This window comes from Hymenobacter metallilatus, from assembly GCF_003944705.1.
GTDB classification, from domain to species: domain Bacteria; phylum Bacteroidota; class Bacteroidia; order Cytophagales; family Hymenobacteraceae; genus Hymenobacter; species Hymenobacter metallilatus.
This window is the reverse complement of the sequence record NZ_RWIS01000005.1, coordinates 172,694-196,446: the sequence shown is the minus strand read 5'-3', so window position 1 is coordinate 196,446 and position 23,753 is coordinate 172,694. Positions and strand designations below refer to the sequence as shown.

At 58.7% G+C, this 23,753-nt stretch carries 32 protein-coding genes and 1 pseudogene; 13 read left to right on the top strand and 20 right to left on the bottom strand.

The window, feature by feature from the left end:
* Positions 1-36: 36 nt before the first annotated feature.
* From EI290_RS22430 to EI290_RS09495, 17 genes are all read right to left on the bottom strand, one after another.
* On the bottom strand, positions 37-210 hold the full coding sequence (locus EI290_RS22430) for a hypothetical protein (RefSeq protein ID WP_185816927.1): 174 nt from the start codon (positions 208-210) through the stop codon (positions 37-39).
* Positions 207-500, bottom strand: coding sequence for a hypothetical protein (locus EI290_RS09570; RefSeq protein ID WP_125429091.1), 294 nt, complete (start codon positions 498-500; stop codon positions 207-209). The genes EI290_RS22430 and EI290_RS09570 overlap by 4 nt, the downstream gene beginning before the upstream one ends.
* Positions 501-533: 33 nt before the next feature.
* Complete coding sequence (locus EI290_RS09565) at positions 534-854, bottom strand: hypothetical protein (RefSeq protein ID WP_125429089.1); 321 nt, start codon at positions 852-854, stop codon at positions 534-536.
* 181 nt (positions 855-1,035) lie between these two features.
* Positions 1,036-1,296, bottom strand: a complete 261-nt coding sequence (locus tag EI290_RS09560) for a hypothetical protein (protein ID WP_125429087.1) — start codon at positions 1,294-1,296, stop codon at positions 1,036-1,038.
* Positions 1,293-1,472 (bottom strand): hypothetical protein, encoded by a 180-nt coding sequence (locus tag EI290_RS09555; protein WP_125429085.1) that lies wholly within the window; start codon positions 1,470-1,472, stop codon positions 1,293-1,295. The genes EI290_RS09560 and EI290_RS09555 overlap by 4 nt, the downstream gene beginning before the upstream one ends.
* 4 nt (positions 1,473-1,476) lie before the next feature.
* Complete coding sequence (locus tag EI290_RS09550) at positions 1,477-2,226, bottom strand: DNA-methyltransferase (RefSeq protein ID WP_125429083.1); 750 nt, start codon at positions 2,224-2,226, stop codon at positions 1,477-1,479.
* The gene (locus EI290_RS09545; RefSeq protein WP_125429081.1) at positions 2,223-2,990 is read right to left on the bottom strand and encodes a hypothetical protein; all 768 of its coding nucleotides are present in this window, start codon (positions 2,988-2,990) and stop codon (positions 2,223-2,225) included. Before EI290_RS09545 ends, EI290_RS09550 begins: the two co-directional genes overlap by 4 nt.
* Positions 2,914-4,008 carry a helix-turn-helix domain-containing protein gene (locus EI290_RS09540; protein ID WP_185816926.1) on the bottom strand — a complete coding sequence of 365 codons (1,095 nt, stop codon included), beginning with the start codon at positions 4,006-4,008 and terminating at the stop codon, positions 2,914-2,916. The genes EI290_RS09545 and EI290_RS09540 overlap by 77 nt, the downstream gene beginning before the upstream one ends.
* Positions 4,009-4,073: 65 nt before the next feature.
* The gene (locus tag EI290_RS09535) at positions 4,074-5,138 is read right to left on the bottom strand and encodes a 3'-5' exonuclease (protein WP_125429077.1); all 1,065 of its coding nucleotides are present in this window, start codon (positions 5,136-5,138) and stop codon (positions 4,074-4,076) included.
* Entirely contained in the window at positions 5,135-7,456 is a 2,322-nt protein-coding gene (locus EI290_RS09530) for a ParB/RepB/Spo0J family partition protein (RefSeq protein WP_185816925.1), read from the bottom strand. Before EI290_RS09530 ends, EI290_RS09535 begins: the two co-directional genes overlap by 4 nt.
* Before the next feature lie 28 nt (positions 7,457-7,484).
* Positions 7,485-7,928, bottom strand: coding sequence for a hypothetical protein (locus tag EI290_RS09525; protein ID WP_125429073.1), 444 nt, complete (start codon positions 7,926-7,928; stop codon positions 7,485-7,487).
* 63 nt (positions 7,929-7,991) lie between these two features.
* A complete protein-coding gene (locus EI290_RS09520) occupies positions 7,992-8,714 on the bottom strand; it encodes a hypothetical protein (RefSeq protein WP_125429071.1) in 723 nt (240 codons plus the stop codon).
* A 70-nt stretch (positions 8,715-8,784) separates the two neighbouring features.
* Complete coding sequence (locus EI290_RS09515) at positions 8,785-9,033, bottom strand: hypothetical protein (RefSeq protein WP_125429069.1); 249 nt, start codon at positions 9,031-9,033, stop codon at positions 8,785-8,787.
* On the bottom strand, positions 9,033-9,263 hold the full coding sequence (locus EI290_RS09510; protein WP_125429067.1) for a hypothetical protein: 231 nt from the start codon (positions 9,261-9,263) through the stop codon (positions 9,033-9,035). The genes EI290_RS09515 and EI290_RS09510 overlap by 1 nt, the downstream gene beginning before the upstream one ends.
* Positions 9,264-9,293: 30 nt before the next feature.
* The gene (locus EI290_RS09505; RefSeq protein ID WP_125429065.1) at positions 9,294-9,755 is read right to left on the bottom strand and encodes a hypothetical protein; all 462 of its coding nucleotides are present in this window, start codon (positions 9,753-9,755) and stop codon (positions 9,294-9,296) included.
* A 13-nt stretch (positions 9,756-9,768) separates the two neighbouring features.
* On the bottom strand, positions 9,769-9,996 hold the full coding sequence (locus EI290_RS09500) for a hypothetical protein (RefSeq protein WP_125429063.1): 228 nt from the start codon (positions 9,994-9,996) through the stop codon (positions 9,769-9,771).
* A gap of 4 nt (positions 9,997-10,000) precedes the next feature.
* Positions 10,001-10,354 carry a hypothetical protein gene (locus EI290_RS09495; RefSeq protein WP_125429061.1) on the bottom strand — a complete coding sequence of 118 codons (354 nt, stop codon included), beginning with the start codon at positions 10,352-10,354 and terminating at the stop codon, positions 10,001-10,003.
* A gap of 364 nt (positions 10,355-10,718) precedes the next feature.
* On the opposite strand from EI290_RS09495, the pseudogene EI290_RS23010 reads away from it, so the two are divergent.
* The 7 genes and pseudogenes from EI290_RS23010 to EI290_RS09460 form a co-directional block, all read left to right on the top strand.
* Positions 10,719-10,898, top strand: a pseudogene (locus EI290_RS23010) (helix-turn-helix transcriptional regulator); the annotation flags it as partial.
* 33 nt (positions 10,899-10,931) lie between these two features.
* Positions 10,932-11,402 carry a S24/S26 family peptidase gene (locus tag EI290_RS09485; RefSeq protein WP_246008908.1) on the top strand — a complete coding sequence of 157 codons (471 nt, stop codon included), beginning with the start codon at positions 10,932-10,934 and terminating at the stop codon, positions 11,400-11,402.
* Positions 11,403-11,405: 3 nt separating this feature from the next.
* Positions 11,406-12,773: a site-specific integrase gene (locus tag EI290_RS09480; RefSeq protein WP_125429055.1), complete on the top strand. Its 1,368-nt coding sequence runs from the start codon at positions 11,406-11,408 to the stop codon at positions 12,771-12,773.
* A 384-nt stretch (positions 12,774-13,157) separates the two neighbouring features.
* Complete coding sequence (locus EI290_RS23005) at positions 13,158-13,457, top strand: acyltransferase family protein (protein WP_125429053.1); 300 nt, start codon at positions 13,158-13,160, stop codon at positions 13,455-13,457.
* Complete coding sequence (locus tag EI290_RS09470; RefSeq protein WP_185816937.1) at positions 13,406-14,272, top strand: acyltransferase family protein; 867 nt, start codon at positions 13,406-13,408, stop codon at positions 14,270-14,272. The genes EI290_RS23005 and EI290_RS09470 overlap by 52 nt, the downstream gene beginning before the upstream one ends.
* Before the next feature lie 594 nt (positions 14,273-14,866).
* On the top strand, positions 14,867-15,358 hold the full coding sequence (locus EI290_RS09465) for a fasciclin domain-containing protein (RefSeq protein WP_246008915.1): 492 nt from the start codon (positions 14,867-14,869) through the stop codon (positions 15,356-15,358).
* A 217-nt stretch (positions 15,359-15,575) separates the two neighbouring features.
* Positions 15,576-17,903, top strand: coding sequence for an endonuclease (locus EI290_RS09460; protein WP_125429047.1), 2,328 nt, complete (start codon positions 15,576-15,578; stop codon positions 17,901-17,903).
* A gap of 293 nt (positions 17,904-18,196) precedes the next feature.
* On the opposite strand, the gene EI290_RS09455 is transcribed toward EI290_RS09460, so the two are convergent.
* Positions 18,197-19,084, bottom strand: coding sequence for a universal stress protein (locus EI290_RS09455; protein ID WP_125429045.1), 888 nt, complete (start codon positions 19,082-19,084; stop codon positions 18,197-18,199).
* Between the two features lie 151 nt (positions 19,085-19,235).
* On the bottom strand, positions 19,236-19,523 hold the full coding sequence (locus EI290_RS09450; protein WP_185816924.1) for a GNAT family N-acetyltransferase: 288 nt from the start codon (positions 19,521-19,523) through the stop codon (positions 19,236-19,238).
* A gap of 129 nt (positions 19,524-19,652) precedes the next feature.
* Here EI290_RS09450 and EI290_RS09445 point away from each other — a divergent pair, with 129 nt between their 5' ends.
* The 6 genes from EI290_RS09445 to EI290_RS09420 all read left to right on the top strand — a co-directional run bounded on the left by EI290_RS09445 (position 19,653) and on the right by EI290_RS09420 (position 23,080).
* A complete protein-coding gene (locus EI290_RS09445) occupies positions 19,653-20,111 on the top strand; it encodes a hypothetical protein (RefSeq protein WP_125429041.1) in 459 nt (152 codons plus the stop codon).
* A gap of 42 nt (positions 20,112-20,153) precedes the next feature.
* Positions 20,154-20,426 carry a hypothetical protein gene (locus EI290_RS09440; RefSeq protein ID WP_125429040.1) on the top strand — a complete coding sequence of 91 codons (273 nt, stop codon included), beginning with the start codon at positions 20,154-20,156 and terminating at the stop codon, positions 20,424-20,426.
* Between the two features lie 291 nt (positions 20,427-20,717).
* The gene (locus EI290_RS09435; RefSeq protein ID WP_125429038.1) at positions 20,718-21,068 is read left to right on the top strand and encodes an ArsR/SmtB family transcription factor; all 351 of its coding nucleotides are present in this window, start codon (positions 20,718-20,720) and stop codon (positions 21,066-21,068) included.
* A 38-nt stretch (positions 21,069-21,106) separates the two neighbouring features.
* Positions 21,107-21,661 (top strand): ArsI/CadI family heavy metal resistance metalloenzyme, encoded by a 555-nt coding sequence (locus EI290_RS09430; RefSeq protein ID WP_125429036.1) that lies wholly within the window; start codon positions 21,107-21,109, stop codon positions 21,659-21,661.
* Between the two features lie 27 nt (positions 21,662-21,688).
* On the top strand, positions 21,689-22,126 hold the full coding sequence (locus EI290_RS09425) for an arsenate reductase ArsC (RefSeq protein ID WP_125429034.1): 438 nt from the start codon (positions 21,689-21,691) through the stop codon (positions 22,124-22,126).
* 132 nt (positions 22,127-22,258) lie between these two features.
* Positions 22,259-23,080: a universal stress protein gene (locus EI290_RS09420; RefSeq protein WP_125429032.1), complete on the top strand. Its 822-nt coding sequence runs from the start codon at positions 22,259-22,261 to the stop codon at positions 23,078-23,080.
* 113 nt (positions 23,081-23,193) lie between these two features.
* Here the strand turns inward: EI290_RS09420 and EI290_RS09415 are convergent, their stop codons facing one another.
* Entirely contained in the window at positions 23,194-23,694 is a 501-nt protein-coding gene (locus EI290_RS09415; protein ID WP_125429030.1) for a GNAT family N-acetyltransferase, read from the bottom strand.
* Positions 23,695-23,753: the final 59 nt, after the last annotated feature.

Sequence of the window (23,753 nt, the reverse complement as noted above, 5' to 3'; positions counted from 1 at the left end):
GGACCTGTATCACGCCGGCAGCCGGCCTATTTCCCGCTAGAGCCGGGGCCGCTTCTGCAATTCGGGGTGGCGCTTGACGAATTGGTAGAGACTGCCGACGGGGCGGCCGAGCAGCTGGGCCAGCTCCACCGCCGGCGTGCTGGAGTAATTGGCCTGAATGGTGCGCCGGTCGGCGGTGGAGAAACTACGGCGGGTAGAGGGTTGGCTCATGGAGCGGTGACGATGGAAATAGCCTGGTCGATAGTTTCGACGACGTGGTAGGGTGAACCCTGCCAGGTGCGCCGGAATTCCTCCTCCCCCGGCGTGAGCTTGCGTTTGCTCGGGGGCTGAGCGGGGTCTTTGATTTCCATGAGGTGGGTGCGGCCGCGGTAGCCGACCAGGATATCAAAGCAGTTCTTGAGCTGGTGCGTGAGCAGCACCGTGCAGCCGATGCGCCGGAGGCTGGCTACGATGGTGGATTGGTTGCCATCCACGCGGGAGGCAGTACGAAAAGTGGACATACCACTACACGCCCGCCTCCCATGGATTTCCCGCTAATCGTCGTCTTGGTCAACTAGAAGGCATCCACATTGCGAACAGATAGGGGCTCCTGCCTCATCCGAGCCACACTCGGGGCAGGTATCGGGGTTGAAGTCGTCGGGGTCCTCTTCCTCATAGTCGTCCTCCTCTTCCTGCTCAGCTGCTTCCACTTCCATTTCCTCCCGTTCCTCATCACTACATTCTTTGCAGATGACGGTACCAGGATACCAGGATTTAGAACCGCGGCCGTTGTGTAGGTCGAACCATTCACCACAGCGCTGGCAAGGGCAGGGCATTTCCATGTCTTCGTCGAGTTCGATGTAGATGATGCTCATTTTCCGGTAACAGCTAGGCAACCGGCACACTTGGGGCCGGCATCCGTGTGACGGTTTTCAGATTCTGGGCGTTTGGCCTGGGCGTAAGCGCCACAGGCAGACAAGGTGGTACCACGGTAGTAGTGCGCCTTTCGGTTGCGGCTATTTCGGTACCAGCCATAATCCAGCAGGTAAGTTTTCATCACACGTTGGCGTTGTACTCGTGGTCGAAAGTGTAGAGGGCTGCTGGCTGCATCGAGACGCCTACCAGCTTGAGCATGATGGGCCGGCCAGCATTTATGGCCTGTATATCCTCGTGGCTGGGCTGCCAGGCGGTGAGCACGAAAGGCAGGTTATCACTATCCCGACCAACGTAGGCCGAGACGGGCATACACTGTTCGTCGGTCATATCGGCGGGCTTGGTAAAGGTGGTATTAGCACCCTCGAAATGGACTGGCATCATAGTTTTCTGAGTTGGCGGGCCAGCACCACGTGCACGGCCCCGGTTTCAAATTGGACGAGCATGGAGCCGTTGCGGCCCCGGATGCACTTGCCGCCGGCGGTGCGCACGGCCTGGCAGGGCTGGCCCCTCAGCTCGGGAGCGGTGAGCCGGTCGCCTCGGTAGGTGTAGCTGCTCATGGGCTTACTGAAAAAGTGAAGGCACCTGCACCGACTGTAGCCGGACGTTAGCCTGTGTTACTTGTTGTGGATCCACATCACAGCCGGCGAACTCCCGGCCTTCCAGGAGGCAGGCGTGGGCCGTAACTCCCGAACCGGAGAAGGTGTCGAGCACCCGCTCCCCTTCGTTGGAGTAGCTGCGCACCAGCGTCCGGATCAGGTCCAGCGGCTTCTCGGTTGGGTTCAGGCAGTGCAGCGTGGGTACGCTGTCGAACTCCAGCACCGAGGTAGGGTAGCGGGTCCCATCGTCGGCATACTCACTGTTGCGGTGGGTACCGTAGTGGGCCGTTGCCTGGTTTTTGCGGTAGATGCTTTTGCGAACAGAGGCAGCACCGCGGCGGCTCTTTTGCGGGTTGAAGGTGCTGGCATCAGCATTTCGGCCAAACACCAGAATATCTTCATGCCCGCGCATAGGCCGTTTTTTGGCCGAGAGAAAACCAGTGGCCTTGCTTTTTACCCACACCATCCGGTAGCGGTAAGCAGCCCGGTTGGCCAGAATCATATCGACGGTGAACAGATCAGCCGAGAACATGAGCACCACCCCGGCCGGCACCAGTACCCGCTCTACCTCTGCCCACCAGGCAGCGAAGTCCAGCGGCGGCGCTTTGTCGAAAGCCAGCTTCGTGGTGCGGTACGGTGGATCTGCAATGATGAGGTGAGCCGAAGCAGTACCCTGAGCGGCCAGAAAATCAAGGGCATTAGCTTCCTGAATCATGCGGCGGGGGCTTCAGGTTGCTGCTCTGCTTCCTGCTCCGCCCGCTCCCTCTCCCGCTGGGCTACCCATCCGGCCCGGAAGCGCTTGTACTCCTCCTCGCTGGCCTCGACGGCACCGGTACCGGATTCATTTACCACCAGCACCCGCCGCAGCAGCTCCAGCTTGGCCCGCTCCACCAGCACCGCCGTGGCCAGCTCGATGCGCAGGGCGGCGTGGGGCTCCATCGGCCGGGCCTCATACCAGGCAATGCCCTTCTGCAGCTGCTCGTCGGTGAGCGTTTCCAGGTGCCGGATATAGGCCTGCTCGTCGGCCGCCCGAGCCGGGCCCTGGGCCTGTTCTGCCAGGCGGCGGGCTTTGTGCTCCTCCCGGGCGGCCTGTTCCACCACGGCGTCGCGCACCTCGGCGTAGGCAGTACACCAGCCGTGCACGGTCGGCGCGTCGATGGTCGAGTAGTTGCAGCCCCACCGGCCGGCAATGGCCTCTTTGCACAGGTACACGAACTCGTCGAAGCGCCAGAACCAGTACCGCTCCAGCAGGTCTTCCGCCAACAACCCCACCTGCATATCACTCAGATTGCGCGGCACGTTGAACTGATGGGCCGCGAAAATGAGCAGGTTGCCCAATGCCTCGGCCGTTTCGCGGGGAGCCTGCCGGGCCAGGACGGAAAGTTGCGGGCTCTGCAGCGCCTTAGCTGGCGTCAGACCCCATTGCCGGTCCGTGATGGCCAGGGCCAGCGCTTCGGAGCCGCGCGCGGCGCTCAGCAAGGGCGCCAGCGAATTCGCTGCCAGCACTGGTAGGTTTGGCCCCGTTGGCCGGCCGCTGGGGTTGCTGTGAGAAAGTTGAACGGCTTGCATGAGTTGTAGCGGAATCGTTGGGAGGAGTGGTGATCAGGCCGGTTTCGCTGTTGGCGTCGTTGGTGAGGTAGCGCTGGATGAAGTTCTGCCAGCCCTTTTCGTCGCGCTGCTCAGCTCCGGCCTTGAGCAGCATCTGGCCCCGGTAGTGCGGGAAGTAGGCGGCCTGGTAGCCCAAGGCCTCGGCAATGCGGGCAAAACCCTCCGGCGTGATGTGCTTGCTCTCGGCGAGCGGCACCTTGTGGGGGTCGGTGGCCGCGCCCCCCCTGGTGTGCGAAGCCGACGCGACAGAACTGGCAGGACGAACGGCAGCCAGGGAGTTGCGGAGAGCATTCCGTTCGCGGGTTCTTTCCTCCAGCTGGGCCGTGAGCTCCCCTATTTTTTTTTGGGCGGCGACGAGGGCGGAGCGTAGCGCCACCTCCTCCTCGTTCTGTTCGTATTGGTCGTCTCTATATACGCGCGACCCTGTTTGGCTATAGTTGCTACCACGGTTGGCTATAGTTGTGCCACGGTTGTCTATAGTTGGGTCCGGTTTGGCTATAGCCATTTTGGCCGGAGTGTCTATAGTTTTGGCTATAGTTTTGTCTATAGTTGGCTCCTCCGACCGGGCGTCGAGCAGGGCCGACGAGAGGGCCTGAATAGCGGCCGTGGTATCGGTGCCGGCATAGCACGCCCGGAGCCCGGCAGAGGGCAGCAGCACGCGCTTATTGGTGGCACCCGACGAGGTGAGCAGGCCCGCCTCCTCCAGCCCCGTAATGGTGCGGGAAATGGTGCGCAGGCTGGCCGAGAGACGTTCGGCGAAATACTCATTCTGAGCAGAGCACTTGCCCTGCTTGCCATTCTCCACCAGCTCACACACCTCAATCAATACCGCCTTATAGGTGCGGTTGATACCGGTGAGCTGGTTGAGGTTTTGACGAATAGGTAGCATACGGCGGGGGGAAGCGGAAAGGGACAGCCCACCGGAGGAGGCTGCCAGTAGTGGAGCGGTATTCATCAGGCAGCTGCGAAAAGTGAGGGTTGATTTACTACCACCTTCTTGCTCGATGCCTTCGCGGCCAGCGGCCCATTGATGGGCTCGAGCTGGTGTAGGTGCTGCAGCAGGCCGAAGCACATCTCCACGTCACGCAGGGCCCGGTGTGCGCCGTGGGTGGCAATACCGAAGCTGGTGCACAACTCACCGAGGCCGTGCTTGCGCTTCGGTAAGCGCTGCTTACTGAGGGCCAGCGTGCAAAACCATTCGTTCGGTAGTGGCTCCCGGGCCCCCTGACGAGTGCGGGCGGCCTCCAGTATCCGTCGGTCGGCACTCAGGTTGTGGCACACCAATAGGGAGTCTCCGGCCAACTTGCGGAAGGACGTGAGCACGGCCAGCTCGTCGGGCGCATTCCACACGTCGTGCCGGCTGATGCCGGTGAGGGTGGCCACGTGGAAGTTTAGCTCACCCCGGAAGCGCACGAAGGTTTGCAGCTGGTTTACGGCTTGCCAGTTCTGGTAGCGGATTGCAGCCAGCTCTAGCATTTCAGAGCCTTGAAATTCAATATCCAGCACGGTAAAGTCGGCCAGGAAGTGAGGTGCTTCGACAACGAGTTTCACCTCTTCCGGATCCGGCTCGTTTGAACCATTGAACTTGCCGGTTTTGAGTAGCGCAGCAAACGCCTTGGCCTTGGCCTCTTCATCGGCTTTTTTCTTCTCTGCAGCCATGGCCTTAGCCAGCGCAGCCTCATACTCGGCTACAGTGCAGGGCAGCGCACCTGGTGGCACCGCCAGCAAGTGGCCCGGAAGCTCGGCATACTTAAAGGGTGGCTGCTCACCTTTCGGCACCTTCAGCTTACCCTCACGCCAGGCCAGCCAGTCGGCAGCCGGCTTGCTCAGGTCACGGCGGTACGTGGCAGGGCTGCGGTACACAAACCCGTCCTCATACACGGCTACCTGAGCCAAGCGGCCCGACGCATCTCGATAGAAGTACTCGTCTTTGTACACGCAGATTTTCTTCTTAGCCGTGGCGTCATCGACGCCACGGCTAAGACCTGTCCGCAGTTTGAAGTAGCTAGACTGACTCATTTGGACGGCCCCTTCTTTTTCTTGGTGTAGTAGCGGTTCTCTACCCACGCATCGGCCTGAGCACCTACCTCCTCATATCCTAAGCCCTGGCCACGAAGCAACGAGCCAATAACAAATTGGCGGTCTTCATATTCGTGCTCCATGCGGTGGCGCACCTTTCTGGTAAAGTAGAGCCACAGCAGCTCGTCAAAGCTCCGAGGTGTGAGCTGGCCGATAAGCCAGTTCCGAAATGGGGTATTACCTGCTGCGTCCCGCTTGTCCCAGTCAGTGTTGCGCTCGTCTAGGGTGGGCTCAGGACAGCCCAGCATGTCCACTACCAGCGCAATATGAGCGGAGCCGATAGCCTCGAGCAACATGTAAACGAGTACGGCATGCCCTACAGGTCCAGTAGCAGAAGGGACAAGATCGGCCGTTAACTTATCGGCCAGTATGATGCGCTCGGCCTTCTTTACCCGCTCTTTCCGGAGGCGGATAGCATCCTGAGCTTTCTTCTTAGCCTCGTCCTCCTCCGACACAACTTTGCTCCAGGAGGCGAGCTTGCCCCAACGTTCCGCACCAGCCTCAGGCCCGTCGAGCACCAAGGCCCGCACGACGCCGGCAGCGCCCTTCTTGCCCTTTTCAAACTCGTAGCTATAAACAGCTTTGGGATACTTCTTGCGAGATTCGGCTTCTACACCAATCAGTACAGGCATACGCCCATCCTCCTGCTTGATTTCAACTAGGCGGCGCTGAATGTAGGCTTGCGTCTTGCTGGCAAAGCAAGCAGCATCTAAACACTGGTCCTTATCCGACTGGTCGGAAAACAGTTGCAGGTTGGCCCGGCTACGCTTGGGGCAGGCCTCACAGGCACCCACGCCCGGGCATAGGGTGGCATCGTCCTTTGGAAACACTACGCTGGCCAGGTCGCGCAGCACGTCGCGCCGGATAGCATTACTTACTTGCCCAGCATCATACTTTGGGCTGTTGCCATTGTAGTAATACTCCAGCGACTTTTTAGCAGCTAGTTGGCTGTGGGCGGGCAGCCGGGCCAGCTCATGCGCCGACACCAGGGGCAACCGTTCTTCCTGCAGGGCCTCCATCCAAAACGGAATAAGGGTAACGAGCTTGGCCCGCTGGAGCACGAACTTAGCAGGCTTGCCCACCTTTAGGGCAATTTCCTCCGGAGAAAACTTGTGCACGTTCAGCAGCTCGGCAAAGGCCATCGCCTCGTCGGCCGGGCGCACGTCCACGCGCTGCAGGTTCTCCAGCAGCTGCACCTCCAGAAACTCCCGGTCGGTGAGGTAGCGCACCATGGCCGGCACGTGCGTCAGGCCGGCCAGCTCCGCCGCCCGGTACCGACGCTCACCCGCTACCAGCTCATAGCCTTTCGGATCCGTTAACCCGTTATCACGCCGGCGCACGACGATGGGTTGCAGGATGCCGTGGGCCTTGATGCTCTCAGCCAACTCAGCCAGCGCCACCTCATCGAACACCTTGCGCGTGTTGCGGGTAATGGCAATGCTGGAGAGGGGCAGCATCCGGAAGTCGGCGGTTTCAGATTCCTCTGCTACCGGGGCCGTTTCGACTGGATCCGGAGCCGCTTGTTGTGCGGCCAACAGGCCGGCCGGTGTCAAGCTAAACCCGCCCCCCTCTTCTACTAGCAGACCAGACTTTTCCAATTCAGCAATGCAGGCTTGCGCCGACTCACTGCTCACGTTGGCAAAGGGTACCGTACCGCCACACACTTCAATCGTTTCCAATAAGTCCCATGCCTTCGTGCTCAGGCACACCTCTACTTTGGGCGCGGCCTCCGGTTTCGGTGCAACCGGTGCTGGGGTACTCAGGTAGGTGAGGTTGCGCAGGAAAGCAGGAATGGACGGAGATTCTTTCCAGGTGGAAAGTTTGTGCAGTTGCACTGTGGCCACTGGCTCCTGGTTGCCTTCCTTGACATGGATGGCCATGAGGATGCCAGCCCCGCCGCTATGAATACTGGTAGGATGCGTGTAGCGCACTTCGTCGCCAACGGCTATCGGATGCCCGTCAGTATCTTCCCAGTATTTGGCTGCAGGAGTTGCCTTCTTGCGCTTTGGCGCCTTCGCAGGCACGTGCCGCCGCAACTCCACGTCATTAAACTCTACTTCCTGCTCTGCTGCGTCGTTCGTAGCAGGATAGAGCACGGTAACACGTGGAAAAACCGTATTGCCGGAATCATTGACACGCTGCACCGCCCCTACCAGGCCAGCATACAGGTCATCCGGGTTTATTACTTCGACCAGGTCGCCGGCCGCAAACTCATACACGGGGTTTGTGGCTGGCAGTGTTTCGGCTAACTCGTGCATGGCCGAGGCAACAGCTCCTTTTTTCAGCTTAGCCATTGGACACCTCCTTTCCCTTTTTCACGCGCAGCACCGTAGCACCGGCAGTAAGTAAGCCCACTACGCGGGTGTTCTTGGATCCGGGTACTACTGTCAGTTCAGCAGCTAGCGGCATGGAAATAGAAGAGGCCTCCCCAAAGGTTTTGGCAGGAAGTGAGTCTATAATCTCCCGTACGGCGGCGCTGTGTGAAACCGAAACAGTTTTGGCTTTACGCTGCACGGTAGCTGTTTCCCCTGTTGCAGCGGTGAAGCCCACCAGGTACACATTATCTTCCTCGTCCTTGGCCACTGCCAAATGAGGATATTTATCCAGATCCAACAGCTCAGCAGCGGGGCCGTTAAAGCCAATGCGCCCCCCAAGCAAAGAGAGGGTAATCGTTGGAGTTTTGGCCTTAGCCTGTCCTGGGCGAGCAGGAGCAATGAATGTGAGTTTCATACTTTTGCAGTGTTGAAAAGAAGTAAATGGGGGCCACCGTGGCGACGGTGGCCCTCGTTCGTGTTAGGCTGCCAGTGTCTGGTTGCGCTTCAGGTGCTCCTTCCGCTCCTCTTTGGCCGAGTACACAGCCAGCTCCTCGGCTACCTGCTTGGGAATGGTTTTCCACGTGGCCTGCAGCTCGTCGAGCGTATTCGCCTCGTTGATGGAGTCAATGGCCGACGCAATGGCCATGAAGTCGTCGGCATCATCCGGGGCGCTGCTTGGGGCGGCACCAGCGGAGGGAGCCGGGGCGGCGGAACTGTTCCCGCCGCCGGTCGTAGGGCGCTGCTCAGTGGCCTGCTCCAGCGTGGGGCTGGCCTGGTTGCGGGCCCGGGCGAAATCATCCGCCTCCTCCTCTCCAGACACGCCCAGCTTCGAAAAGCCCATCAGCTTGAGCACGGCCCGTACGGTGGCGCGTTTCTCGGCCATTTCAGCGTAGTAGCTGATTTGGGTACAGTTCTTCGGGTTGGCCGAGCCCAGCGTGCGGGCCGTAAGCTTTTTCAGCGTCGTTTTGCCCTCCACCTTCACGGTGCGGGTGGCCGTTACTTTTACAATGGCGAAGTCGATGCCGGCGGCCGACACGTCCATATCAATGTCGATGTTGTTACGGCCCTGGAGCTTTTCAGCCCCGACCTTCGACATAATCCAGTTACCGGACTGCTTATGCTGCCACAGGTCGGTACGCATATCCAGGCCATTCTCCTGGCAGAGCTGGCGCAGGTCAGTCAGTTGTTCGGAAGTTTGCATTAGCTTTGTGGTATTCTGAAGTTTGAAAGTGTGATAGGGCCGCCCCGGGCAATGGGGCGGCCCTATCGTTTTAGAGGGCCTGCCAGGTGTAGGGCGAGTAGCGCGGCGCGGGCTGCTCCACGTCCCGAATGCCGAGGCCGGTGGGCTTGCGGTTGGCGCGGGGGCCGTACGCCACGCAGCCGAATACCAGCCAGCACAGGCCGGCGAGGCCAACCAGGATGAGCAGCTGCAGGCGCCCGCGGGCAATCTGCTTTTTGCGCTGCCGGCCGACAGTGGCCTGCTCCAGCGCGTAGAGGCGGGGGTGAGAGTGGCGCTGCATTACAGGCGGCTGCTGAGTTGGCGGGCCTCACTCACCGACGCGGCGGTGGCAATGTTCTGCCGGCGCTGGAGCTGCTCGGCCGAGGTGCGCACGTGTTGGGCCAGTGCCACCGCTACCCGGCTGCCGGTACCGGACCAGGTTTCGGAGCAGAGGTAACGGCCGGCGGCATCAGTGGCCGTAATCGTGGTTTCGCGCCGGGCGTGGTCGATGGATTTGGAGAGCGTAATCACAGGGCAATTGTGGTTGAAGTGAGAAATGAGTTAGGCGGCGTCCCGGTCGCACTCGTCGTACATCTGCTCGATTTCTTCGTGCAGGGCCAATTCGCGCAGCCGGAATACTTCCTTGAGAAAGGCCCGGTACCAGGCCCGCTCCCGGCTGTGGAGCATAAAGGCGAAGTGCCGCACGGCCGAGCGCTCCACCCCGTTATCGAGCAGGCCGTTGTGGGCCTCGATGAAGCTGAGCAGGTCGTGCAGCGTCAAATCGTCTTCGCCGGGCTTGGCTTTCTCCTTGAGCCGGTCCCGCTCGGCTTTGAGCCGGTAGCGGAGCTGCGTGCGCTCGGCCGGTGACCAGCCGGGCCACTGCTCCGTCCGTTCAGCCAGGAGCTTCGGGTGAGTCTCGACGAGGAGCGGATTCTGGAGCCAGAACTCCAGCGAGGCGGCGGTGGGCAGCTTGGCCGGCACCACGTGAAAGGAAGGATTGAAGGAAGCAGTAGCGAGTAGCATCGGGATTGCGGCGTTAGCGAGTGGGTACCATCATGGGCCGGGCCCGGCGGCGGGCTTCCCGCTCTACCACATAGGCCGTTTCCTCGGCGTAGCTGGGATGGTCGAAATTGATTTGCCAGCGGCGGGCCTCCAGCTGCTCCAGCGGAGCGGCGGCCACCACGGCGGCCGGCATGAGCTGCTCCACCCGGGCCAGCTCGGTGAGGTTGACGGTGGGCTTGGGCGTAGTCGTTACCAGGTGCATCGGACTAGGCAGCTTTGCGGTGAGAAACCTGCATTGGCGCATCCCCGAAGAATTCAAGTACCGCCGCCTCCGTCACGATGTATTTGGCCCCAATGCGGATATGCCGCAGGCCCCCGGCTTTGTTCTCCTCGTAGCGCTTGAGCAGCTCGTAGGCTTTGGTTTTCCCGCAACCAAGACGGATATGCAGCCGGTCGTCGTATTTCTTCTCGGCGCTCTGCTTGGGGCTTTGCACGTAGGTGCGGGTACTAACTTCGGCTTCGGCAGCCGCCTTGGCCTGAATTTCCAGCATGGTTACCCAATCCTGGGAGCTAACACCGCCGGGCATGGCGGTAAGCATGATGTTCTGAAGGTGAGACATAGAAAGTGAAATGTGATACTATAAGTGAAAAACGTGAAATGCAGGGCAAAAAAATTTACGCCGCTGCTGCCTGTCTGGCACACCGGGTAAGCCACATGGCAACGACCTCACTGACACTGGGCCGTTTACCAGTTTCTTCCTGAATCTTGTTCTGCTCTGCTTTGAGAGCCTTTTCCGTTTCAGCATCAACTACAGAGCGAACGGCGTAGGTTTTGGGGGTTTCTGCTACTTCCATGGCGGTAAAGCGTGGTATGATGTGACAAATATATGTTACAATACGTGTTAAAGCAATACTAGTTGTTACTATTTATCACTAGCCGTTACAGTTTTCCGTTGCTTTGTTCACGGAATTCACTCTTATCACATGTCCAGTACACGAGCCTCCCGACTAATTCGCCTTCGTGATGATGCAGACCTGACCTTGGAGGAGGCCGCAGCAGCTATCGGTATGAGTCGTCAGACCATCTATCGATATGAGTCTGATAATAAGAGTAAGATTCGCGCCTCAGTACTGGAGAAGCTGGCTAAAATCTACAAAACTACTGTAGAGTATATTGAAACTGGACGCGCGTCCGCTGTGAAGCCAGCGCCGGGCCTGTTAGATGAGTTTATGTTTATTGACCAGGACAACGCAGAGTTTATCGACCTGCCTTTCATCGAGCCCGTGGCCTACGGCACCTTCTCCAACAGCTGCCACGACCGAAACTACGGCGACTTTGCCACCATCCGGATTCAACGCCGCCCGGGCAAGGACTACACCAACGCCGCCGTTATCGAGGTGCGCGGCAACAGCATGGCCGACCGCTACCCCGACCGCTCCCAGCACGTGGTACGCCCCGTATCGGACGGTAATTTTCAGTACGCTACCGGCGTACACGCCCTCTCGCTGCGTAGCCCCGCCTTCCTCATCAAACGCATTGTCAGCAACCTGAACGGCCTTATCCGCCTCCGCTCCGACAGCAACGGCGAGGAAATGGAAATCACCCTCGGCGACATCAACTGCCTCTGGAAAGTGGGCGAATCCGTGTACATGCCGGAGGAGGAGTAACCGATGGCTATCCGGTTCTACCTGCACAACAAGGCAACGGCCGGTATGCACCCTATATATATGGAGGTGCGCTGGGCCCGGCACCCGGCGGCTGAGCCGGGCACCAGCCCGGCCGTACGGCTGGGCATTCGCGCCACCGTGCTCAAAAAGTATTGGACGAAAAAGCAGCGCGTCAGCACCCAGGACGAAGGCCGCTGCCTCACTATTAACCGCCGGCTCGGCAAGCTGGAGAAAACCGCCACCACGCTGCTCGACGACGCCGAGGCCGCGGGCCAGCGCGTAAGTGCTGAGCAGATGCGCGAGGCCCTGCTCATCGTGCTGGGCCAGGCCGAGGCCTCCGAGCCCACGCCGGCACCAGCGGAGCCAGCCGCCCCGGCCGTGGCCACTATTGCCCAGGTCGCCCAGGAGTGGAAAACCTTCTACCGGGCCAAGTACAGCCCCAACTACCTGCGTAAAGCCGACCCCATCGTTTCCCACTGGGAAGCCTTCCGGCCGGGCACAACGCTGCAGCAGCTGCTACCCGACCCCAAAACCCGCCGCTCTGACCTGGTAGAGCAGTGGTGCGAGTACCTGGTGGAAGAGGCACCCAACCGGAGCACCGGCGAGCAGGGGCTGGAGTCCAACAGCATCGGCCGCTACGTGGGCGGGCTGCGGCAGCTGCTCAAGTTCGCGGGCCTGCCCTGCGAGTGGCTTACCGACGAGTACACCTACGAGGTAGAAATCGAGCCGCTGCTGTTCGAAGAGGTAATGGCCCTCTACGACACCCCCCTCCCACCCGGCCACATCAGCCAGGCCCGCGACGTGTTCGTGTTCAACTGCTTCACCGGTCCCCGCTACGGTAACCTCAAAGCCCTGCAGCCGGCCGACGTGGTGCTGGAGCAGGGCAGCCACATCCTGGAGTACGTGCAATTCAAGGGCCGGCGCAAAAAAACGAAGGTGCGCGTAGCCATGGACCCGGTGGCCGTGGAAATCTGGCAGCGCTACGAAGGCCAGTTGCCCGTCTTCTCCAATCAGAAGATGAACGACTATATTAAGGAGGCCGCCCAGTTGGCCGGCATCGACCGGCCCGTGCTGCAGGTGCGCCAACGGGGCCCCCACCGTATCGAGCGCCGCGGCCCGCTCTGGCAGTTCATCACCTGCCACCTGGCCCGGCACACCTTCGCCACCCTGCTGCTCGATGGTGACGCCGATTTGGGTCAGGTGCAGAACAGCCTCGGTCACTCCGGCATTAACACCACCCGGCGCTATGCCAAGAGCCGGGAGCAAAAGCGGCACGTAGCCACGCTCTCCGCTTTTGATAAATTACGGGCGTCGCACACTGAGGGCTCCAGTGTGCGACGAGCCCCGGTAAATGATAGTAAACGGTGGTAAACTATGGCAAGCTGAGGAATGGCATAAAGGGCCGTAATTGCCACCGTTTACCGGGATTTGTCAGGGTTTGCCACGGTTTACCGCTACGATCGTCTTCTAGCGCGACCACCACTTAGTAACGAAACCCCGATTCCAGTCCAGAATCGGGGTTTTGTTTTGCCAGACTGTTCGGAAGCACTGTCATGAGTAAAGCCTTTCGGGGAGCTTACTTTTTATATATACGCTGTGTCATTTGAGGAACGTCCGTACCGCTGCCGTTTCTGGTAGCACGCCGTCGAGTAGCGGTAGGTCAGGAAGCAATAGGGCATTCATTTACTGCTTTGCCCACAAGTGTATAATGCCGCCTCCCTGCAGTAGTCAGTACCAGTAATCTATCTCATATATATGCCGTTGCTACTTCGCTCACCTGAAAGCAGCAACCGTGTATTTGGTTTAGATGCATTGCGCGCATTTGCCATCTGCTCGGTTGTGTTGGTACATGGGGCAGTTTGGGTTTCGCCTAGCTTTACTTTCTTCCACCGCTATATCAACCGGTTTGATGGGGTGGCCATATTCTTTGTTTTATCGGGGTTTCTTATTGGAGGAATTTTGATCAGGACAATGGAAAGCAGGCTAGCCTGCTTGCATACGTTGTGGGACTTCTGGCTGCGGCGGTGGCTGCGCACCTTGCCCCCTACTATCTAGTATTGCTCGTTACTATTCTGCTGGAAACACAGCTTGGCATTTTTCCACTGGAGAACTACCCGGCTTACTTCGTCTTCCTCCAGAATTTCAACTGGGTACATCACCCCAATTACGGCGAAGCGTGGTCGTTGGCAGTCGAGGAGTGGTTTTATCTGGTGTCTGCCCCGGTTGTAGTTGCACTTTGTGCGTTACGGCTGCCGCCCAAAATTGCCGTTCTCACAACTGCCATTACGTTGCTACTGGCTACTACCCTGTACCGGTACAGCTACTACATGCATTTTCAGCCGACATCACTGGCGGAATGGCAGAACCACTTCTACAAAATTGTACTACTACGCCTCGACTCGCTTATGTACGGGATGGTGGCTGCGTGGTGGGCATTCTACTACCCGGGCACTTGGGTTCGGTGGCGGTTAGCAAAGTTTATAGGTGGCGTGGTGGTAGTGTATTCCCTTACTGGTCCGGCCTCGGTGGATGAGCTCAACCTATTCTTCGGTGTTTTCCATTTCGGTTGCTATCCGCTGGCCGTCATGTTCGTATTGCCGTTGCTGAGCACTTGGAAAAGAAGCCGCGGTTTAGCAGGCTCGGCCATCACCCACATCAGTCTGATTTCCTATTCCATGCATTTATTGCATAGCTCCCTGATTCATAATCAGCTTGTTATTCCCCTGGTGCAATCCTTGGCCCTGCCATCGTATTTAAAATCGTTGCTAGGAATGGGGCTGTTATGGGTATTAACGTTGGTGCTGGCCACGTTGCTTCATACATATGTTGAGCGCTTCGTAATGAACCTGCGCAAACGACTGAAGGCGTAGTCCATACTATATCATTTTCACACGTGTTGTAAGGACGCGACATTTCGCGTTTTCTTCTGCGAGCCTTCTGGAGAAGGCCGTTCCACTCGAAGACGAGAGGTGCCGCTTTTCTAATATTCATAACGCCGTGCATGAAACGGCTACATCCTTTGGCCTGCTGCAGTGCAGGCTACATAGCACATACTTTGAATATTGCGTACAGGAACTCATGGTGAAAAGGTAGACACTTTACGCTAGCACAGAGCAGTTAAGCTTTCGTTACGTATCCATCAAAAACACCTGTTCTATATCCTTTCTGTTGAGGTTGGCGTACAAGGCAGACATTTTCTCTCACAGGGTGTCCACCCTCAACCCTTCTGTCTTATGAACAAGTATCTGCTCTCTACCCTGGCACTGGCCTTCACGCTGACGACTGGCTCGGCCGTGGCCCAGGGCAAAATGAAAAGCAAGTCGGACGACGAAAAGACGAAAACCAAGGATGGTGAAATGACCACCAAAACCAAGGTGGCCGATGACGGCAAAACCAAGGTAAAAGGCAAGTCAGAGGACGGGGCCAAAATTAAGGCCACCACCAAGCCCCGGGAAGGCAAGGACATGAAGGATATGACCATGACGACCGGTAATGGCGTAATGGTGGGCGGTTCCATGATGACCCCCGATAAGGATATCGTGGATAATGCGGTTACTTCGGCCGACCACACCACGCTGGTGGCTGCGGTAAAAGCGGCCGGCTTGGTAGAAACCTTGAAAGGGGCTGGTCCCTTTACGGTGTTTGCCCCCACCAATGCTGCTTTCGATAAGCTGCCCGCCGGCACGGTGAATACGCTGGTGATGCCCGAAAACAAACAGAAGCTCACGACCATCCTCACCTACCACGTAGTACCGGGCCGCCTGTTGGCTGCCGACCTGAAAGATGGCCAGACGCTGACTACCGTGGAAGGAGAAGCCCTGACGGTACACCGCAACGGCAACATGGTGATGATTCATGACGCCAAAGGCGGTATGGCCAACGTAGCCATTGCTGATGTGGTATCTAAAAATGGGGTTACGCACGTAATTGACACCGTCCTGATGCCCACCAAGTAGCCTCTTCTTACTTTGTTGAGAAACACCAAAGCCAGCCTTCCGGGCTGGCTTTTTTGTGGCCCGGCTTCCGGATGAGTGGTTGCGGAAGCGTATGGACAGCGGAGAGGTTACGGGCAGGTTATTCTTGCAGATGGCCAGCCGGTTGCGTGTCAGGGTTTCCTAAAAGAGTACGACATTTGTATTCCTCTTTCATTCTCACACACCTTCCCCCCCGTTAATGAAGCACTTTTTCTCCTGGATGGTAGGAGCAGCCTTGAGCCTTGGCTCGGTAGCGGCTTCTGCGCAAACAATGCCCGCTGCGCCTCCTACCTCACTGCAGGGTCAGCCCCTGAAAGACTGGCTCCGTCAGAACTGGTACGATGGTAAGCGGGTGGTACTGAGCTACAACGATGCCCGTGGCAAGATGTACAACTTCGTGGACAACCAGAATGGGCGCGTGGTGTGCGTATACTCCGGCTACACCGAAACCGTCCGGCTGGACTCCGCCAGCACCAGCCCCAGCGGCGTAACCCGCATCAACTGTGAGCACACCGTGCCCCAGTCGTGGTTTAATGAGGCGGTGCGGATGCGCTCCGATATTCACCACCTGTTCCCGACTTATGACACTTGGAACTCCAACCGGGGTTCCGACCCGTTTGCGGAAATTCCGGATGCCCAAACCCAGCTCTGGATGCGCAACAACGCCAGCCAGACCACCATCCCGACGGCCAACATTGACGAATACAGCGAGGATACCAACTCACAGTTTGAGCCGCGTGAGGATCATAAGGGCAACCTGGCCCGGGCTATCTTCTACTTCTATACCATGCACCAGGGTCAGGCCTTCGACCCGGGTAAAGACGTAATTACGGCTGCTGCGGATGTGAACACCTTGTACCAGTGGCACCTGGCCGACCCAGTAGATGCCCGGGAGCGGGAGCGTAACCGGCGCGCCGCCAAGAGTCAGGGTAATTTCAACCCTTACATTGCCTACCCCGATCTGGTAGCCCGGGCCTGGGGCTTCCAGGTGCTGCCTACCTTCTCGTTTTCGGCGGCTACCGCCAGCATTGCGGAAGGCAACACTGGCACCAGCACCTACACGGCCACAATTAACGTGACGCCCGCCCCCACCTCGGCCCTCACGGTGCAGGTAGCGCTGGATGCAGCCAACTCCACGGCCACGGCCGGCTCCGACTTTACCTTCACCTCGCCCCAGACGCTGACCTTCGCCGCCGGCCAGACCTCCCAGACTGTGACCGTAACCGTGAATGGCGACACCCAGGCCGAAGCCGACGAAACGGTAGTACTGGCTCTCAGCAACCCCTCCACGGGTGGGGCAGTAGGCGGCCCGGCCTCACAGGAGCTGACGATTACCAACGACGATGGAGCGGCTCCCACTATCCGGTTTGCCTCGGCAACTGGAAGCTTGGCAGAAGGCAGTGCGGGTACCAGCACCTACACCGTGAATGTAACGCTGAGCGGCAGTGCCCCAACTGCCAACGTGACCATTCCGGTTACGGTAAGTTCCAGCGGCACCACCGCTACTTCTCCCGCCGATTATACCCTCAGCACCACTTCCCTCACCTTTGTGGCCGGTCAGGCTACGCAAACTTTTCCGGTAGTGGTAGCGGTAGTAGCCGATGCGCAGCCGGAGCCCAACGAAACGGTGCGTCTGGTACTGGGTACTCCCACTACCGGCGGGGCCGTGCTGGGTGCGCCCTCGGCCCACGTGCTCACGATTACCAACGACGACCAGGCTCCGGCCGGCTCCCCCTGCACCGATTTGTTTTTCTCGGAATATGTGGAAGGTAACACCAGCAATACCAAGGTGATAGAAATCTATAACCCCTCGCCGGCTCCCATTAGCCTGGCGGGTATTGAGGTACGGCTGTTTGCCAACGGTGCCACCTCGCCCACGGCCACGCAGGCCCTCACCGGCACCATTGCCCCCGGCGACGTGTACGTAATTGCCAACACCGGCGTAGCCTCGCCGGTAGTGGCAGCCCAAACCGATCTGCAATCCAACGTGGGCTTTTTTAACGGCGACGATGCGCTGTTGCTGCTGGATGGTACCGATACGCTGGATGTTATCGGGGTGATTGGTCAGCAACCGGCTGGTGGCTGGCAGCTGCCGGGCGGCGGCTCTACCACCAACGCCACGCTGGTGCGCAAAGCCACCGTGAATGCCGGCCAAAAGCGGTGGAGCCAGGCGGCCAGTGAATGGCAGTTTGTTGGTACGGACGTGTATACCAACGTGGGGAGCCATACCAGCGGCTGCATCACAACGGCCACCACCAAAGCAGCGCCCCTGAACGTTGGTATTGAGGTGTTCCCGAATCCCGCCGCTGACAACGTGCAGGTACGCTTGCCGGAGTTGCGGGGTCGCCACACCGCTACTATTCGCTTCTTCAATGCTCTGGGTCAGGAAGTTCTCCACCGCACAGTAATCACATCGGCAGCCGAAACCACCCCGGTAGCGGTGCATACGTTACGCAGTGGCTTGTACACCGTGCGGGTAACCGTTGATGGGGTACGCTACAGCAGCCGGGTAGCCGTGCAGCACTAAATCCCGCAGCTAATTACTTGTCGGATAGTTGAGTACCATAAGGCCCGCCTCCAGCCCCCGGATGCGGGCCTTCTTGCTGCCGGCATCCGCCGGGGCCGGTTAGCTGGGCAGGCCAGTGTAGCAGTACCGGGTGAGGATGCTGCCGGGCTCCTGCTAGCTACCCGCTGTATCATTGTATCTATCCGAACCTGTGGCAGCTAAAAGGGCCCGCATTGCAGTGCGGGCCCTTTTCACATGCGGTTGGTTATGAGATGCAAACACAAGCTATAGGAGAATAAACGAGCCGTCTGGTTCTAGATTTCCGGGATGGTGAGTACGGGAATACGGCTGTGCGCCAGCAAGCCAGCTGTTACACTCCGCAGAAACTGTTTGCCCGGATACATGCGCTGCCGGGTAACAAAAGTCAGCAAATCGGCCTGGTGCCGATCAGCCGCGTACCGGATACCTTCCTCGATAGAAGGATAACGAGTGGAAGTAACGGTATGAGCTACTCCGTGTAGCAGGCCGGTTGCCTGAATATTATTGGCCACATCAACCAGTTCCGGCGAAGCGGGGCTAGTATACACGTGCAGGCCCACTACGGAGGGAATCACCCGGTTTAACAGGTCCTCCACGTCGCCGGGCAGGTGCGAGAGGGTAAGCGGCTGACTGGAGTCGGTGAGCTGTGCCAGCAGACAGGGGATAGTGGAAGCAGCCACTGGCAAACGCACTTTCTGCCGGTCGGTATCCAGGACCACGCGGCGGGGTATGGCCCCAGCCCGGTAGGTAATTGGCACCACCAACAAGGGCTGGGCCAGAGTTTGCACCAAACGTAGGGCAGCACTGGAAGCTGCTGCCTGCATAGATTTAACCGGGTTGGCATTACCTACCACCACCACGTTGCCAGCCTTGGTGCCCAATGTAGCCACCAGATGTTGCATAGGGTTTTCCAGCAGTAAAGAGGTAGCACAGGGTACGTATTGCTCTACTTTCCGGGCTACCTCCAGCAGGGAAGCCTGGGCCTGGGCAGCCGTGCAAACAGCGCCCGGGCTACCAAAATAAGCAGCACTGCTGGCCTGCCTGGCCGGCAGCATGTGCCACAGGTGCACAAGCCCTCCTACGTGTCGGGCCAGCACCACGGCGTAATGCAGCGCATTGGTTGCCGCTGCCGAAAAATCGGTGAGGACGTGGAACGTAACCATTGAGTGAAAGCCTGAGAGGAGCAGATAAGCTTACAGAAGGAAAGGTACTCTTTTCCCGTACGCCAGGAATTAAGATTCCATTAAAAAACGACAAATCAGCTGGTTACACGTGCTCCTGGGCCAAATGGTTTTGCCGGGTGAGGTAGCCCCCTCAGGTACGGAGTTCCAGCAGATCGGCGTGCTGGGGGTGGCGCTGTAGGTACGCCTGCACAAAGGGGCAGCTTGCCCGCACTCGTAGCTGCTGCTGCCGGGCATAGGCCAAGCCCGCCTCCGCCAGCTGCTCGCCTACACCCTGCCCCCGTAAGGCTTCCTCCACATAGGTATGCGTGAAGTCGATGATGCCGGGGCTGGGGTAGCTATATGCCAGCTCAGCCGAGTGACCCTGCCGTTTCAGTGTAAATTCCTGGTCGTGGACCTGATGGGTGATGGAAGTAGCCATGATTATAAAAGAATTGTGCTGAGGCAAACAAATGCGTTTCGCCATTTGCCAGGAGTTTACGTATGAGCCAGAGAAGCGGGCACTCCGGTGCCGCAGCATCCCGAACTATTCTCTCCTACACACATTCACATGCAAACCACTCCCGATACCTCTGCCCCCACCCCGGAAAATACTCCTGCTGGCGCTGGCACCCCACAATATGGCGACTTTGGTAAGCCCACAGCACCCGAAAGCCGCACCCGGGCCCAGCAGGAAGAAAGCGTAACTGAAGGCGGCCAAGTGGCACCGCCCGTTGCCTTTCCGGAGCAACGTGGTAGCACCCCCCAAAACCTGGAGCCTTCCACCGTACGGCAGGTAGAGGATGCTGAGTACTTTGAGCAGCGGGAAGGCTGGGCTAAAGATGACCCCCGGTATGCCGGCGGAACCCGCAACTGGCCTACCAACGAGCCGGCCAACCATACTACCGAGCCAGCCCCGGAGGACGAAGAGCATCCCAAAAATCCCAACGTGGGTAAAAACGACAACCCCGACGAGTTCAGCGCATTCCGGCCCGACGAAGGGCGCGGGATTCCTGGCTCCGGCAAGTAATTGCCCCAGGGTTCATACCACCTCCCATTCTACTTCTTTCACATGGCAACTGATAACAACCAGGACCCCGCCGCCGCTTTAAACCCCGATTCGGGCGCCAATTTAACCGATGCGCAGCGTAAGCACCGCGAGGAGCTATACGGTTATCAGCGCGACGAAGAAGGTACGCTGGATACTTCTGCCCGCCTGGAGGCCGAAACAACCGGCATTCCGACCGATAGTGCAACCACTGGCCCCGACCCGGATAACTCCAGCATGACGGATGAGCTGATGAACCCGGGCTTCAACAACCCCATCGACGACAATAACCGCTAACATGCCGGTGCCGCAGGGCTTCTCGGTGGGTAGTCTAAACTACTGAGGCGGTTGCGTTAAGTAAAATAGGCTCTCCTTCCTGTCTGGGTGTACCTGTTGAAGCAAAGGCGGTAACATCCCTGCTGATTCAGCAACACTAGCTTTAGCGCGCTGGAAACGTAGTCCTACCTGAAAAAGCACCCTGAGCTTGGCTCAGGGTGCTTTTTTCGTCTATAGAAAAAAACAACCGAAGAGCTGTTGACATTTTATGCAGATATGACGTATGTTTACGTCATACAACAAGCACTTGAAATGACATACGCCAAGCTTACTGAGTTTACCATTGAGCAGCAGCAACTGGCCCGGATGGCCAAAGCCCTGGCTCATCCGGCCCGGGTGGCCATTATTCAGCTGCTGGCAGGCAAAACCACCTGCATCTCCGGCGACATTGCGGCCGAGCTTCCATTGTCGCGCACTACTGTCTCGCAGCACTTGCAGGAGTTGAAGGCTCTGGACCTCATCCGGGGCGAAATTGAGGGCCTCACCGTGTGCTACTGCCTAAACCGGCCGTTGTGGCAGCAGGTGCAGCAGCAGTTTGCTTTGTTTTTCGCGCAGGCCACAACTACTACTGGCTGCGACCCGGCCGATAGTTGCGGCTGCTGATTATTTCCAGGCTTTTTCACGTTTTACTTCTTTCAGCTATGAGCACTTTCCCCCGCATGCACGTGTCGCTGTACGTTTCTGACCTGGCGGCCACGGTTACTTTCTACACCGCCTTTTTCGGGCAGCCAGCCAGCAAAATCAAGCCCGGTTACGCCAAATACGTGCTGGATGCTCCCTCTCTGATTATTTCGTTTGTGCAAAACCCGGAGCGAGTGCACAGCAATTTCGGGCACCTGGGGTTTCAGGTAGAAACGCTGCCGCAACTGGAAGAGCGACTGGCCGCGGCCCGGCAAGCCGGTCTGGTACAGCGGGAAGAAATCGGGACGAGCTGCTGCTACGCCAAGCAGGACAAATTCTGGGTGAACGACCCCGATGGCACCGAATGGGAGGTGTACTACTTTCACGAAGATGCGGAATTTAATGACCCGCGCTACCAGCAGGAGTACGACCAGACGGCGGAGAGCAGCCAGTGCTGCATTGCCCCCGCCGCCGTAGCCGAAGTGATACCTGCCATGGCTCCTATGGCCTTCACGCTGGCAGACACTAGTGCTGCAGCCGGGGCCGCCTGCTCGCCCGCTGGCAATTGCTGCTAACTGCTACGCCTTAACTCATCTTTCGCTATGAATATTCTGGTTCTTTGCACTGGCAACTCCTGCCGCAGCCAAATGCTGCACGGCTATCTGCACCAGCTGTTGCCTACCGCACAGGTATACTCAGCAGGCGTGGAAACGCACGGGCTGAATCCGCGGGCAGTACAGGTGATGGCCGAAGACGGCATCGATATCAGCCAGCACACCTCCAATCTGGCTACCGAATACGCGGCCGTGCCCTTTGATGTGGTAGTAACCGTGTGCGACCATGCCCGGGAAACCTGCCCCGTTCTGCCGGGTGCGGCCACTGCTACCCGTTTGCACCATAGCTTCCCCGACCCAGCCCGCGCAACGGGCCCGGAGGAGGTTATTTTAGAGTCCTTTCGGGCTACGCGCGACCAAATAAGGGGCTATGCGCAGGAATTTGCGCGCACGCACGTGGCTTCGCCGCTTGCTCACGGGCTGTAACCAGCCTGGCCAGGAAACCGGAGCAGCCGGCACACAGCAGGCAATTTCGGGGCGGAATGCAGCGTACTACCACATTTCCCGTATACTTCCGGTAGTAATTGATCTGCTCCTATCCCTAATCAGCTTTTCCGTATGGCCGCTCCTTTTCTCGTGCTTACCGATTTCACCCCCGCTGCCGACCAGGCTCTGCGCTATGCGGCAGCGCTGGCAGCCCCCGTACAAGCGCCGCTGGTTCTGTTGCACATTCGGCGTGAAACCCTCCTGGATCCGGATGCCTTTAATGGGAGCATCCGGCATCTGAGTGAGGGCGAGGTAGCGGCGGCTCTGCAGGAACGGGTGCAGCCCCTGGGCGTGCCCGTAGTAGTGGAGTCGGCGGTAGAAGGTGTGGAGGCCGCCGTAACCGATGCCGTTCGCCGCCATGCACCCAGCGTGCTTATTTTGGGAAAGCCAGACACCGAAACTACCCCCGACGAGCTGGTTACCAGCACTTCGCTCAAACTCCTGCGGGCCACCCGCACGCCGCTGTTGGTAGTACCAATAGGCACTCAGGCCGTGGTGCCTCCTCACTCTATTACTATAGCCGCCGACAACAGCTCCATCAGCCTGAAAACCCAGTCAGAAGGCATGCGGGACTTACTCATGCAGCTGAAACCCCGCCTGACAGTAAGCCACGTGGCCGAGCCCGAAGACAGCGACACCTGCACGGCCGCGCTGGATGCGGTGGCCAGCAGTGGCCTGGTAACCGGTATTGAGACGCGCATTCATTCGCATGGGGTGCGCCACCGCCGGATTCCGGAGGGTATTTTACAGGCCGCCCAGGAAACCCACGCCGACCTGCTGGTGCTGGTAGCTCGGCGCCGTAGCTTTCTGGGGCAGCTGTTCAACCGTAGCGTTACCTCGCAGGTAGTTCTGCACGGCCACTTGCCAATGCTTTTGCTCCCTGCCCTGGACTAAGTAACTCAAGCTGCGAAGGATTTTCTGACGGCTGTTCGGGTGTTTATCAGTCCTGCGTTGCTGTTTGATGCGCGCTTAGGACGATTGAACGCCAGACCCGTTAGCGCCCCATTTCAGTAAATCACCGCACTACGGCGTTCCAGCAGGCATACGTCGCGCCACTGGCCGTGAAGCTGGCCCAGCTTTTCGCGGGTGCCAACCAACCGGAATCCGGCTTGTTCGTGCAGGCGCAGGCTGGGGGTATTTTCGCGGATGATGCCAGCCTGCAGCGTCCAGATGCCCTGTTGCTCGGACTGCTGCACCAGTTCCCGTAGCAACAGCAGTCCTACTCCCTGTCCCCGGTATTTGGCTCCTACGTACACACTCACTTCCGCTACGCCGCTGTACACGCACCGTCCCGATACGGGCGTTAACGCGGCCCAGCCGGCTATTTCATCTGTAGGGGTAAGCGCCACCAGGCGGCTGTGCGGCAAGTGGGCGGCATCCCAGGCCTCCCAGGCAGGCACTTCTGTGTTGAGGGTGGCCTGGCCGGTGGCAATACCTTCAGCGTAGATGGCGGCAACGGCCGGGTAATGCGTGGCTGTAAGCGGGGTAAGCAAAAGCGTTTCGGGCATGATAAAAACAGAAGAAGTGATGCGACAGTGAAGGTAGAAGAATCGGGCATTAAGTAACA